We start from the raw sequence: 12,337 nt of genomic DNA on the forward strand, positions 1-12,337 counted from the left end.
CCCAATGCCCAATGCCCAATGCCCAATGCCCAATGCCCAATGCCCAATGCCCAATTAAAAATGTTCTGAAGATGTATCTGCTGTACCGCCTTCTCCATCTCGCTTAGAGCCTAATAAATCTAGTTGGTCTACTCTAATAATTGGTGTAGAACGGTTTGCTCCTGTTTGGCGATCGCTCCATGTGTCAAACTTTAAGGAACCTTTGATGCCAATTAGGCTGCCCTTACGGACATAATTACCTGCTACCTCAGCCGTCTTATCCCATAATTCCAGCGTGAACCAGTCAGGTTCATCGCTGTTGCGCGATCGCCTTTTTACAGCTAGTGTCAATCTACACTTAACACTACCAGATTCAAAATATTTTATATCAGGGTCGCTGCCTACACGACCAACAAGGGTGACAATATTGATACTCATCTGCTTTACCTTTAAGTACAAGTGTACTGATTAATTCTGACTTTGATCATAGCGAATTGTGAAACACTTGAAAATAATCTGTTAAACAGTTAACAATATAATTGAATTGAAAAATTATACATACTACTTGGAGAAACACATAAAAGTATATGGATATACTTAGTTAACCAGAGGATATCAAAAAATACAGGATTGACACATAGTAAATATTCCTGGGAATCATCTAAAAATGTAGTCTAGTTTATTCAACTCAGGATACAAGCTTTATCAAACCTGGCACGATTAATTCTTACCGTTGTAGTCAAAAACTATCGCACATAGGGGGCTTAGACACGCGTGGGTCTTTTTAGGAACTTTCGCACATCATGGGATATGGGTATCGACCTCGGTACCGCTAACACTCTGGTTTATGTATCTGGTAAAGGTATTGTACTGCAAGAACCTTCTGTAGTTGCGATCGATGTCAACGAAAAGGTCGCACTAGCAGTAGGAGAAGAAGCCAAAAAAATGCTCGGTCGCACACCCGGAAATGTGATTGCCCTCCGCCCCTTGCGGGATGGTGTAATCGCTGATTTCGATATAGCCGAGCTGATGCTGAAAAGCTTTATTCAACGTGTAAATGAAGGCCGATCCTTAATTTTACCCCGGATTGTCATTGGTATTCCCAGTGGTGTCACAGGAGTAGAAAGGCGAGCTGTGATGGATGCAGCCCATCAAGCAGGGGCCAGAAAAGTGTATTTAATCGATGAACCGATAGCTGCGGCAATTGGTGCCGGACTACCTGTTGCCGAACCGACTGGCAACATGATCATCGATATTGGTGGTGGTACAACAGAAGTTGCCGTACTAAGTCTTCAGGGTACAGTAATCAGCGAATCAGTACGCATTGCTGGAGATGAACTGACTGAAGCGATCATTCAGTATATTAAGAAAGTTCATAACTTAGTGATTGGTGAACGCACTGCCGAAGACATCAAGATTCGGCTTGGTTCTGCCTATCCGACTCATGATGATAATGAAGCGATGATGGAAGTCCGAGGCTTACACCTGCTTTCGGGTCTACCGCGAACTGTCACAATCAAAGCCCCAGAAATCCGTGAAAGCATGTTGGAACCACTATCAGTAATTATAGAAGCTGTGAAGCGGACGCTGGAACGCACACCTCCAGAACTGGCAGCAGACATTATTGACAGAGGTATTATGTTAGCTGGTGGCGGTGCTTTGCTCAAAGGTATAGATACCCTGATTAGTCATGAAACAGGAATTATTACCCACATTGCTGCCGATCCTTTGTGCTGTGTTGTGTTGGGAACAGGCCGTGTGTTAGAAAACTTTAAACAGTTGGAACGAGTTGTCACCGAAAGCTCTCGTAATATGTAGCAAAAAAAATATCATATTTGAGTTCTATTTGGGTTCTATATAAATAGAATTCAAGTAGAACTTAATTTTTATAAGTATGCAAAGGTATATATGGTTACAATACGGCGTTGGTGGGATCGTAAAGGGTTACAAATCGGGTTGTTAGCTCTAGTAGTTGGTAGTGCTTGGATATTGCGACAGACTCAAGGTGAACTGGTGCTTGAGACATACCAGGCAATTACCCGTCCGTTAGAGATGTTGCAGTCAGGGCCAACTCCAGAAGAACGTCTCAGAGATGCCCGGATATTGGAATTGCAAACCAGGATAGTAGATTTGGAAAGTCAAAAGGCAAAGCTACAAGATTTATTGGGCTATGTGGAAAAAGAGCCACTGGCATCACGGCCAATTCCAGCACGGGTAGTGGGACGTAGTGCTGACCAGTGGTGGCAACAAGTTACCCTAAATCGCGGTGCGAATGCAGGGATTCAGGAAGGCTTCATAGTTAAGGCAGATGGCGGATTAGTGGGTTTAGTGGAGAGTGTAACTCCCAATACTAGCCGCGTGTTGTTAATCAGTGACCTCAATAGTCAAGTGGGTGTATCAGTTAGCCGCACGGCAGCTAAAGGCGTTTTGCGAGGAGATTCTTCTGCTGAAGCTGTGCTGGAGTTTTATGAAAAAGTCCCAAATGTCAAGGTAGGAGATTTAATTTCCACATCTACTTATAGTCAGAAATTTCCATCTGGCTTGGCAGTAGGACGAATCAAATCGCTGGATTTAAAGAAACTTCCGGCATCAGTGGCGAAAGTTGAGCTTTTTCCGCCAATCCGCTCTCTCGATTGGGTAGCTGTTTATCCAAAGCCAGAAAACCAAGAATCGGAAAATCAAGTACCGCAAAAGTCTAAGTAAATTCTTCCTTGAAAATCTATAGAAAAATGAAGATTCCTGCATTTGGTAACAGCAGGCAGAAAAAGCCAAAATCCTCAGAGCTAAAATCGAAATTCCAAATCCAGCCGCTTTCTCGCTGGCATCCCGGTATACGTCAGTTGTTGGGTTGGATAGTGACGGTTGGATCTGTACTGTTATGTTTACTATTATTGCCAACCCGCTTGCCAGGTATGGAATTATTGGGAATTGGCCCTAACTGGCTGTTAATTTGGGTGGTAGCTTGGAGTGTGAAGCGCCCAGTGTTTTCTGGAGCATTCGCAGGTATAGTTCTGGGGTTACTTCAAGATTCAATGACATCACCTAACCCTACTCATGCCCTCAGTTTAGGTATAGTGGGAATTTTAACTAGTCTGCTCAAAAAACAGCGTTTTATCGAAGAAGATTTTATTTCGATTGCTGTGATTGTCTTTGGTATGGCAGTTTTGGCAGAAACTATCTTTGGGTTGCAATTAACTTTGAGCGGCGATGAGCGCAAAATAACAGATATTTGGACATATTACCAGCGTGTCGCCCTAGCCTCTGCCATTCTTAGTAGTCTGTGGGCACCTGTAGTCTATTATCCCCTAAATCGTTGGTGGCAGAGGATGAAAGTGTTAGAGGAATTAGTAAAGGGAGTTAGGAGTTAAGAAGGGGATAGATTACAGGTGACAGGAAAGAAAATTCTCCTTTGTAGCTTGTAAGCTAAATCTTTATGGAATTTGGGCAACCTCTGGCAATATGGATTCAAGCGACAGTGAATAAAACAACACCGTATTATGGTAGTTAGTAGTATTCATGTCTGATACTTTCTTTTTTGCCTTAAAAAAATATCAGGAAAGTCATCTCCTGATTTCCTGACGGCAGAATGTGGAAGTTTTAACTGATTAACCTAGTTGGAGAACGCTGATGTCAAAGGAAAGAAAAAGTAATAAAGAAGCTAAAAAACCTAAAAAAGATCCCAAAGACAAAAAGGATAAAAAAGACCCAAACAATAAGACGATTTAGCCTTGGTCAAGCCTCAAAAGCTGTTTCAACAGTGTTGAGTCACCGAAGTTCAGATAGTCCACCGAACTTCGGTGACTCAGCACTATGTGGGGAAATTAGTCGCTTTAGATGTGCTAACTCTAGCTCAACATTTTCTGAGTCTGAATATGGAGTTTACCTAAAGCCAGATCAAGACCAAGTTTGAAGTCTACATCTGATACTTTAGGTTGGCAGTGTGTGCGATATCTACGCGAACGGTATCGGTGACGTAACTTCTCAAGCAGGAATAAACTTTAGCGAAACACCGTTCATGCAGTAGCGCTTACCAGTGGGTGCAGGTCCGTCATCAAAAACATGACCTAGATGACCACCACAGCGACTACAATGCACTTCAGTTCTGGTCATAAACAACGACTTATCTACAGTTAGAGCGATCGCACCTTCAATGGGATTAAAAAAGCTCGGCCAGCCAGTACCACTGTTAAATTTGGTATCAGCCGTAAACAGTGGCTGTTGACACGCAGCACAAAAATAAGTCCCATTGTCGTATTCCTTATCCAATGGGCTGGTGTAAGGGCGTTCAGTCCCATGCTTACGCAATACACTAAACTGTTCTGGCGTTAAAATCGTGCGCCACTCTGACTCTGGTTTGGTAATTTCAAATTCACTCTTAGAAGTTGTCATCGCCTCTGACCCCCAATTGATATACTTTGATAAGAATGCTGTGCCGACTATTGCTGCACTAGCCTGTAAAAAATAGCGTTTGTCCATATATCTATTATTTTCTATTTTCCGGTTAACTGGCCAATCAACTCCAGTACGGGATTCACTACATTCATGACTATAATCAGCGATGTCTGACGACAAGCCGCTTTGCGTCTACGCTCTGAATTAGCCCTGATAAACTCATTAAAATTAGCTAAGAAATAACAAAATACTGCACGGGAATCAGATCAACTTGACCTGATTATTTAGTTGCTCTCCTTTGCGCGGATATTCTGGTGATCAGTTTCTCATCAGAAGTGTTGGCTAACTGGTGGATCGCAGACAAGCAGAAAAACTATGCCCAACACCCAATTTTTCCGATCACCACCCTATTGAACACAGCTTAATATACATTGGTCTGATAGAGATACCGTAGTTTCGTGAAAACTTCTTGGTTAATTAAGTAGAATATGTGGTACTTTCAGAACTATAAACAAAACACGGTATTTCTATCGATTTATCGTAGTTTAAAAGGACAGGACTCATGCAGCTACTATGGTTCATCCCAACCCACGGCGACGGACGTTACCTTGCAACTGCTACAGGTGGACGAGCGGTAAGCTTTCCTTATCTGCGGCAGATTGCCCAAGCGGTGGATGACCTTGGTTATACAGGGGCATTGTTGCCCACGGGTCGCTCTTGCGAAGATGCTTGGATTGTCGCGTCAACGCTGGTATCACTGACGCGACAGATGCGTTTTTTGGTGGCGATTCGTCCCGGCTTGGTATCACCTGGGGTAGCAGCGCGGATGGCGGCGACCTTTGATCGTCTCTCTGGGGGACGCTTGCTGATTAATGTGGTGACAGGGGGCGATCCTGTGGAGTTAGCGGGAGATGGCTTGCATTTGGATCACGATCAGCGTTATGAATTAACAGATGAATTTTTGACAGTATGGCGAGCGATCGCTAGTGGTGAACAAGCTAATTTCCAGGGCGACTATTTCAACATTCAGGATGGTAAACTACTGTTTCCAGCTGTTCAGAAGCCATATCCGCCCTTGTGGTTTGGCGGTTCTTCTAGTGTTGCTCAAAAAATTGCTGCTAAACATGTAGATGTTTATCTCACTTGGGGCGAACCACCAGCGCAAGTAGCCGAGAAGATTGCATCAGTTCGCAGACTTGCTTTATCAGAAGGCCGGACTTTGCGGTTTGGGATTCGCCTACATGTAATTGTGCGCGAAACCGAGAGTCAAGCTTGGGATGCGGCAAATGATTTAATTCGGTATGTGGATGAGGAAGCGATCGCTAAAGCTCAAAAAGCTTATGCCCGGATGGATTCAGAAGGACAACGCCGGATGACGCAATTACACCACGGTAATCGTGAGGCATTAGAGATTAGCCCGAACCTCTGGGCGGGAGTCGGTTTAGTGCGGGGTGGTGCGGGAACGGCCTTAGTAGGAGATCCCCAAACTGTTGCAGCCAGGATGTTGGAATACGCTGCTTTGGGTGTTGAGTCTTTTATCCTCTCTGGCTATCCCCACCTAGAGGAAGCTTATCGAGTCGCAGAACTTCTATTTCCCCATTTGCCCTTGGAGAATCTGCCAGCAGTGGAAAAGCAACATGTTTTGAGTCCATTTGGTGAGATTGTGGCAAATGAAGATTTCCCTAAGCAACAGCCTCAACAAAGAGCAACGTCCATATCCTAGTAATTAAGAACTAGTAAATTACCAACCATGTTGCACCAACAAATTGACCAAAAAATCTCAGAAAAAGAGGCGTGGGCATTGCGTCGTCAGGTGGGGATACCTAACAATAAACGCTTGTGGGTGCTAGCTTGCATGGACGAACGTTTACCTGTGGAGAAAGCATTAGGAATTGGTGAAGGAGATGCTCATATTTTCCGTAATGCCGGAGGGTTAGTTACGGATGATGCTATTCGGTCAGCGATGTTAACTACACAGTTTTTTGGCACAAAAGAAATCATCGTAATTAATCATACCGAATGTGGCATGATGACAGCATCAGGAGACTTTCTCAGTGAGGTATTGCGAAATCAAGGTATTGACGTAGATCAAGTTACTGTCGATCCGGCTTTGCCAGAGTTGAAGCTACCAAAAGGCGTTTTTTCCAAATGGATCAAAACGTTTACCGATGTAGATGAAATTTGTATACAGCAGGTGGAATTGTTGCGTAATTCTGCTTTAATTCCCCAGGATATAGTTATTCATGGCTACATCTGGGAAGTAGAGAGTATGAGCTTGCGCCGTCCCTACAAACGTCTGAGTGATCAGGTCAACACAGCATCAGCAATGAAGACCAAAACCACAAAACATCCTGAACCCATTTTAGAAATTGGGAGTTTAATTGAATGACTCATATTTTAGCGATCGCTGGTAGTCCAACCCATCCATCTAGAACCTATGGTGTTGTCGAATACACTGCCAAGCTTTTACAACAAGAAGGCTTGCATGTAGACATTATTTCAGTTCGGGATTTGCCTGCTGAAGATTTAATTTTTGGACGATATGACAGCCCTGCTTTAGAACAGCCAAAAGCTTTATTAGCAAAGGCAGATGGTGTGATTATTGCTACCCCAATCTACAAAGCTGCTTATACAGGAGTACTCAAAACATTTCTAGATTTGCTGCCACAAAAATCATTGACAGGTAAACCCGTATTACCAATTGCTCTGGGTGGGACGATCGCTCATTTATTGGCAATTGAATATGCCCTGAAACCTGTGTTATCGGAATTAGGAGCGCGGCATATCCTAGCTACTATTTATGCAGTAGACAAACAAATTCAACGGCAAGCTGATAACAGTGTCTTGTTAGATGAGGAAATTGAGCAAAGACTCAAAGACGTTCTCAAGGAATTTGTTAAAGCTGTAGAATATGATGCCGCAGCGCCTCAAGAATTGGTTCATGCCAATTAAATAATCAAGTTTATACCTCCGTTTGCTGGTAGCAGATGAGTAATTTCTACCCATCTGCTACCTTTTTTTAAAAGTTAATCAGAGCAACTTAAAATAATTCGTAATTCGTAATTCAGTTTTGTGTTAGCGAAGCGGTAGCGAGTCTGCGTTCGCTTTTAGCGTCTCGTAGAGAGCGTCCGGGGATTTCACCCGGACACAAAACGTGCTGCCTGTAGAGGCAGGGGAATTAAACTGAACATACTTTGTTAACAATTCACGCATTGTTCGCGTGGTCACTGAGCCTTGCCGTTCGCGTAGCGTCTCCTAGAGAAGTGCCGCATCTCGTAGAGAAGAGAGTTTCAGACTCTTATTTCAACCCTGACTAAAATATTATGGGCAGTTTAAGCCAGAGTATTTGGTATTTAACGATAATCTCCAAGAGTTTTCTCAAGGTGTGAACTACATCTGTAACCTACAAACTGGCGGTATTTCTCCAGAAGAGGCTTACAAATAAATTCACATTCTCTGTAAACATTTGAAACACGCCAAAAAGCTATTAGAAATTGAATGAATTATTTTTACAGCAATTTTCAGGTATTTAGACTACGACTGAGAAGGGGAATAGCGAGTGGGGAGTGAAAAGATAAAAAGATGATTACTAGTGATGCCGAAGCGATCGCGATCGCTCAGGAACTAGCAGTTCAATTCCCTACAATCGCGCTGTTTTGTGATTACTGACGGTAATAATCTGCTTTTTTGGTCAGGTTAGCCAGTAAATTAGATGTAGGGCGTAAAAAAATAAACTGAATCAAAGCGATGTCTAACGACAAGCCGCAAGGCGTGTGCGCTGATTATTTTGCATCTATTGTCGGCGAAGAAAATGCTGTTTGCCTTTGGGAAAATATCGAACTAGGCCAGCAAAAACGTATCCAACAGGCTATAGCTTCTGGAAATTCTCCCAGTTGTATTGTCTATCCCCACACTCAAAAACAGCTAGCTGCTGTCATCGCCACAGCTTACATAAACAACTGGCGCGTCCTCCCCTGTGGTAGTGGCAGTAAACTCAACTGGGGCGGTTTAGTCAAGGGCGTTGATGTCGTAGTTAGTACAGAACACATTAACCAACTGATTGAACACGCTGTTGGGGATTTCACTATCACTGTAGAAGCTGGGATGAAATTCTCTGATCTCCAAGGACTTTTAGCAAAGTCACGGCAATTTCTTGCCATTGACCCTACAGCACCAGAGTCCGCAACTATTGGCGGTATTGTCGCCACAGGTGATACAGGTTCTCTGCGGCAACGTTATGGTAGTGTGCGCGACCAGTTACTAGGTATTACCTTTGTGCGTGCTGATGGACAAGTCGCCAAAGCTGGGGGAAGAGTAGTTAAAAATGTTGCCGGATATGACTTGATGAAGTTGTTTACTGGATCTTACGGCACATTAGGAGTTATTAGTCAACTAACTTTTCGTCTGTATCCCCTACCAGAAGCATCGGAAACAGTGGTACTAACGGGCAGTCCTGAGGCTATATCCCAAGCGGCTGATATCCTTCGAGGTTCGGCGTTAACACCAGTCCAAGCTGATTTGCTATCAACTAAACTGGTGTCTAGCTTAGGTTTGGGTCAAGGACTGGGATTAATTGCCCGCTTCCAAAGTATTAGCGAGAGTGTTAAGGAACAGTCAAACCGAGTTTTGGAAGTACGGCAAAAGTTGGGTTTAGATGGGGCAATTTTTGCAGATGGCGATGAAGCTAATCTCTGGCAGAGATTGCAAAAACGAATACATACTACTGCCACAGAATCGGTAATTACCTGCAAAATAGGAGTGTTACCTACTGCTGCCGTGGAGATTTTGACTCAGGTAGAGTTGGGTTTGATTCATATAAGTAGTGGTTTAGGTTTGTTACAATTAGAGGATAAAAATCAGGTTTTGAAAGTGCGCGATGAGCTACGCTCCGTCGGAGGCGATGCCTACGGCGAGCTGCGCCTACGCACTCAAGCTCATAGAGGTTTTTTAACAATTCTGGAAGCACCAATGGCGGTTAAAAAAGAAATAGATGTCTGGGGCTACACGGGGAATGCTTTGCCGTTGATGCGCGGTATTAAGGAACAGTTTGATAGTAAGAATATTTTAAGTCCTGGTCGGTTTGTGGGTGGGATTTAGTTTTAACGAACCGCCAAGGACGCAAAGGAAAAGGGGAGAAGAATTAATTATGCAAGTTTCAGAAAATTCTGTTAATAATACGGCTAGTTTAAAGAATTTGAAAGGGTTTGATGAGAATCATCCACCTGACCCGAAGTTGATTGATAGTTGTGTACATTGTGGGTTTTGTCTCTCAACTTGTCCTAGTTATCGGGTGCTTGGAAAGGAGATGGATTCTCCTAGAGGACGTATCTATTTAATGGATGCGATTAATGAGGGTGAGATTGCCCTGAATACCGCAACGGTAGAACATTTTGATTCTTGTTTAGGGTGTCTTGCTTGTGTGAGTATTTGTCCTTCTGGTGTGCAGTATGACAAGTTGATTTCTGCAACTCGTCACCAAGTTGAACGGAATTATCCCCGCAGTTTACCAGACCAATTTTTTCGTCAACTGATATTTTCTCTGTTTCCTTATCCTAAACTTTTACGGATTTTATTAGTTCCGTTATTGGTTTATCAAAAGTTGGGGTTTGCCAAATTATTTCGCGCTACGGGTTTACTCAAGAAAGTATCGCCCCGTTTGGCAGCAATGGAATCTATTCTGCCAGAAATTACTCTCAAATCTTTTCAAGATAATTTCCCTACTGTTATTCCCGCCCAAGGTGAAAAGCGCTACCGAGTTGGGGTAATTTTGGGTTGTGTGCAACGGCTGTTTTTCTCCTCAGTGAATGAAGCAACAGTGCGGGTTTTAACAGCGAATGGTTGTGAAGTTGTGATTCCGAAATCTCAAGGTTGTTGTGCAGCGCTTCCCGAACACCAAGGACAAGCAGAACAGGCGAAAGCTTTAGCAAGGCAGATGATTGATAGTTTTGCTAATACTGATGTAGATTTTGTGATTATCAATGCTGCTGGTTGCGGTCATACTTTGAAGGAATACGGTCACATTTTAGAAGATGATCTAGAATATAGGGAAAAGGCGAAGGATTTTGCAGCGAAGGTTAAAGATGCTCAAGAGTTTTTGGCAACTGTTGGATTAACAGCAAAACTTTCGCCCCTAACTGATAAACCCTTGAATTTAGTTTATCAAGATGCTTGTCATCTATTGCATGGACAAAAGATTAGCGTGCAACCGCGTCAGGTGTTGCGGCAAATTCCCAGCGTGAAGTTGAGAGAACCAATAGATGCAGCTTTATGTTGTGGCAGCGCTGGGGTTTATAATATGTTGCAACCGGAAGTTTCTGAAGAATTGGGTCGGCAAAAAGTGCAGAATTTGTTGAATACTGGTGCTGAGTTAATTACTTCTGCTAACCCGGGGTGTACTTTGCAAATTACGAAGCATTTGCAGTTGCAAGGTAAAAAGATTTCAGTTATTCACCCTATGGAGTTGTTAGATTATTCGATTCGGGGTGAAAAGTTGAAAATTTAAAAAACAAAAACCCAGAGGCTAAAAGATTGCAAATAAATACAAAGCTCGTCTGCACGAGCTTTGTATTTATCGCTTATCCACGAATTGCATCTTCTATAGATTGAAGGGCATCCTTAATTTCTTGTTTTAGAGTCTCTACCTCTGTAGCAATAGCCTCAATATTTTGACGTACATTGTGGATGTGTGTGGTGATATTTGTAATTTGCTTAAGTGTTGTGCGAATGCGCTTAATGTGGTCTTCAACTGCGATCGCATCTATTTCTGGTTGGACAGCACGTAGCGCAGTTAATCTTTGCTCTATCAGTATAAATCGGATAGCCGTATTTAAAAACTCATGCGTTGTTGCTACCCAAAGACCTTGCCCAGATTGTCCTTCAGCCCATTCGCCAATTTCCTGTGCTAACCCCTCACGATAACGACTCAGGAAGATGGCGCATTTGCTTGACTGACGCTCGTCATAGCTTTAGTCAAATGCTCAGAAACGCGTTTGCGTCCCCAAGCATCAGACCCTCTATCTCTTGCTTCAATCACAATTAATAAATCTGTTCCTACAACAGATGTACTAGTGATGTTGACGATAATATCACTTTTGAGTTCTTTCTAGGCAAAAAACACCAACTTCTAGGGCTTGAATAATAGCGCGATCGCGTTCTTCCTGTGGTAATCGCCGTGAGTAATCTACTGTATCTTTTCCAGTTATTTCTAAATTATGAATGAATCCAGAGCATTCAGATAACTTAAAAGATGGTTTGGCTAACAGCGTAAAAATAAGTTCTTGTGTTGTTTTAGTAAGCTGTAGCGCGTATAACTTGCACTTTTTATAGTCAGGAACCCTTGTTGCAACGAGAACACTCTGCAAAATTAAAGACACGACAGCTTAGTACGTTACACCAATAACAAAAGCCTCCTCAAATGATGATGAGGAGGCTTGAGTAGAATAATGAATCCTGGCATCGAGCTATTTTTGCGTAGGGCTACCCCTAAACTATCGTGGCCGCAGCAGCGTTTCACCTCTGAGTTCGGGAAGGGTTCAGTGTGGTTCCACCGCGCAATAGACACCAGGAAAAGTGATTGGGTTCAAAACCCTGAAGACTGCAAGTAACGCCAATTAATTGATTCACCAAAAGTTGTGAGGTCAAGCCCTCGGTCTGTTAGCACGGCTCGGCTACATACATTACTGCACTTCCACCTACCGCCTAAGAACGGGTGTTCTGCCCGTGACCTTACCTACTTTGTGTAGTGAGAGCACTCATCTTGAGGTGGGCTTCCCACTTAGATGCTTTCAGCGGTTATCCGCTCCGCACTTGGCTACCCAGCGTTTACCGTTGGCACGATAACTGGTACACCAGCGGTGCGTTCCTCCCGGTCCTCTCGTACTAAGGAGGACTCCTCTCAATGCTCTTACGCCTGCACCGGATATGGACCGAACTGTCTCACGACGTTCTGAACCCAGCTCACGTACCG

The 12,337-nt window shown here is 43.4% G+C and carries 11 protein-coding genes and 2 rRNA genes; 8 read left to right on the forward strand and 5 right to left on the reverse strand.

Going from position 1 to position 12,337, the window contains the following annotated elements:
• Window positions 1-54 precede the first annotated feature (54 nt).
• Window positions 55-417 carry a single-stranded DNA-binding protein gene (locus HWQ38_RS12310; RefSeq protein ID WP_292793708.1) on the reverse strand — a complete coding sequence of 121 codons (363 nt, stop codon included), beginning with the start codon at window positions 415-417 and terminating at the stop codon, window positions 55-57.
• 372 nt (window positions 418-789) lie between these two features.
• Here HWQ38_RS12310 and HWQ38_RS12315 point away from each other — a divergent pair, with 372 nt between their 5' ends.
• From HWQ38_RS12315 to mreD, 3 genes are all read left to right on the forward strand, one after another.
• A complete protein-coding gene (locus HWQ38_RS12315; protein ID WP_292793711.1) occupies window positions 790-1,797 on the forward strand; it encodes a rod shape-determining protein in 1,008 nt (335 codons plus the stop codon).
• A gap of 90 nt (window positions 1,798-1,887) precedes the next feature.
• A complete protein-coding gene (gene mreC, locus HWQ38_RS12320; protein ID WP_292793713.1) occupies window positions 1,888-2,682 on the forward strand; it encodes a rod shape-determining protein MreC in 795 nt (264 codons plus the stop codon).
• A gap of 26 nt (window positions 2,683-2,708) precedes the next feature.
• Window positions 2,709-3,347, forward strand: a complete 639-nt coding sequence (gene mreD, locus HWQ38_RS12325; protein WP_292793715.1) for a rod shape-determining protein MreD — start codon at window positions 2,709-2,711, stop codon at window positions 3,345-3,347.
• A gap of 613 nt (window positions 3,348-3,960) precedes the next feature.
• On the opposite strand, the gene msrB is transcribed toward mreD, so the two are convergent.
• On the reverse strand, window positions 3,961-4,455 hold the full coding sequence (gene msrB / locus HWQ38_RS12330) for a peptide-methionine (R)-S-oxide reductase MsrB (RefSeq protein WP_292793717.1): 495 nt from the start codon (window positions 4,453-4,455) through the stop codon (window positions 3,961-3,963).
• Window positions 4,456-4,933: 478 nt separating this feature from the next.
• Between msrB and ssuD the strand changes: the two genes are divergently transcribed.
• The 5 genes from ssuD to HWQ38_RS12355 all read left to right on the forward strand — a co-directional run bounded on the left by ssuD (window position 4,934) and on the right by HWQ38_RS12355 (window position 10,873).
• A complete protein-coding gene (gene ssuD, locus HWQ38_RS12335) occupies window positions 4,934-6,094 on the forward strand; it encodes an FMNH2-dependent alkanesulfonate monooxygenase (protein ID WP_292793720.1) in 1,161 nt (386 codons plus the stop codon).
• Between the two features lie 27 nt (window positions 6,095-6,121).
• The gene (locus tag HWQ38_RS12340; RefSeq protein ID WP_292793723.1) at window positions 6,122-6,760 is read left to right on the forward strand and encodes a carbonic anhydrase; all 639 of its coding nucleotides are present in this window, start codon (window positions 6,122-6,124) and stop codon (window positions 6,758-6,760) included.
• The gene (gene ssuE / locus HWQ38_RS12345; protein ID WP_292793726.1) at window positions 6,757-7,323 is read left to right on the forward strand and encodes an NADPH-dependent FMN reductase; all 567 of its coding nucleotides are present in this window, start codon (window positions 6,757-6,759) and stop codon (window positions 7,321-7,323) included. Before HWQ38_RS12340 ends, ssuE begins: the two co-directional genes overlap by 4 nt.
• A gap of 795 nt (window positions 7,324-8,118) precedes the next feature.
• A complete protein-coding gene (locus tag HWQ38_RS12350; protein WP_292793729.1) occupies window positions 8,119-9,468 on the forward strand; it encodes an FAD-binding oxidoreductase in 1,350 nt (449 codons plus the stop codon).
• 49 nt (window positions 9,469-9,517) lie between these two features.
• The gene (locus tag HWQ38_RS12355) at window positions 9,518-10,873 is read left to right on the forward strand and encodes a (Fe-S)-binding protein (protein WP_292793731.1); all 1,356 of its coding nucleotides are present in this window, start codon (window positions 9,518-9,520) and stop codon (window positions 10,871-10,873) included.
• 583 nt (window positions 10,874-11,456) lie between these two features.
• On the opposite strand, the gene HWQ38_RS12360 is transcribed toward HWQ38_RS12355, so the two are convergent.
• The 3 genes from HWQ38_RS12360 to HWQ38_RS12370 all read right to left on the reverse strand — a co-directional run.
• Window positions 11,457-11,744, reverse strand: coding sequence for a hypothetical protein (locus HWQ38_RS12360; protein WP_292793733.1), 288 nt, complete (start codon window positions 11,742-11,744; stop codon window positions 11,457-11,459).
• Between the two features lie 74 nt (window positions 11,745-11,818).
• Window positions 11,819-11,936, reverse strand: a 5S ribosomal RNA gene (rrf, locus tag HWQ38_RS12365).
• 68 nt (window positions 11,937-12,004) lie between these two features.
• Window positions 12,005-12,337 (reverse strand): 23S ribosomal RNA (locus HWQ38_RS12370); the annotation flags it as partial.

The organism is Nostoc sp. NMS7 (assembly GCF_017115085.1).
Classification (GTDB): domain Bacteria; phylum Cyanobacteriota; class Cyanobacteriia; order Cyanobacteriales; family Nostocaceae; genus Nostoc.

What these genes read in the sequence shown, in the direction of transcription:
- HWQ38_RS12350 (WP_292793729.1), top strand. Translation starts at nt 8,119, where the DNA reads ATGTCTAACGACAAGCCGCAAGGCGTGTGCGCTGATTATTTTGCATCT.
- ssuD (WP_292793720.1), top strand. Translation starts at nt 4,934, where the DNA reads ATGCAGCTACTATGGTTCATCCCAACCCACGGCGACGGACGTTACCTT.
- mreD (WP_292793715.1), top strand. Translation starts at nt 2,709, where the DNA reads ATGAAGATTCCTGCATTTGGTAACAGCAGGCAGAAAAAGCCAAAATCC.
- HWQ38_RS12340 (WP_292793723.1), top strand. Translation starts at nt 6,122, where the DNA reads ATGTTGCACCAACAAATTGACCAAAAAATCTCAGAAAAAGAGGCGTGG.
- HWQ38_RS12355 (WP_292793731.1), top strand. Translation starts at nt 9,518, where the DNA reads ATGCAAGTTTCAGAAAATTCTGTTAATAATACGGCTAGTTTAAAGAAT.
- mreC (WP_292793713.1), top strand. Translation starts at nt 1,888, where the DNA reads ATGGTTACAATACGGCGTTGGTGGGATCGTAAAGGGTTACAAATCGGG.
- HWQ38_RS12310 (WP_292793708.1), bottom strand. Translation starts at nt 417, where the DNA reads ATGAGTATCAATATTGTCACCCTTGTTGGTCGTGTAGGCAGCGACCCT.
- HWQ38_RS12315 (WP_292793711.1), top strand. Translation starts at nt 790, where the DNA reads ATGGGTATCGACCTCGGTACCGCTAACACTCTGGTTTATGTATCTGGT.
- msrB (WP_292793717.1), bottom strand. Translation starts at nt 4,455, where the DNA reads ATGGACAAACGCTATTTTTTACAGGCTAGTGCAGCAATAGTCGGCACA.
- ssuE (WP_292793726.1), top strand. Translation starts at nt 6,757, where the DNA reads ATGACTCATATTTTAGCGATCGCTGGTAGTCCAACCCATCCATCTAGA.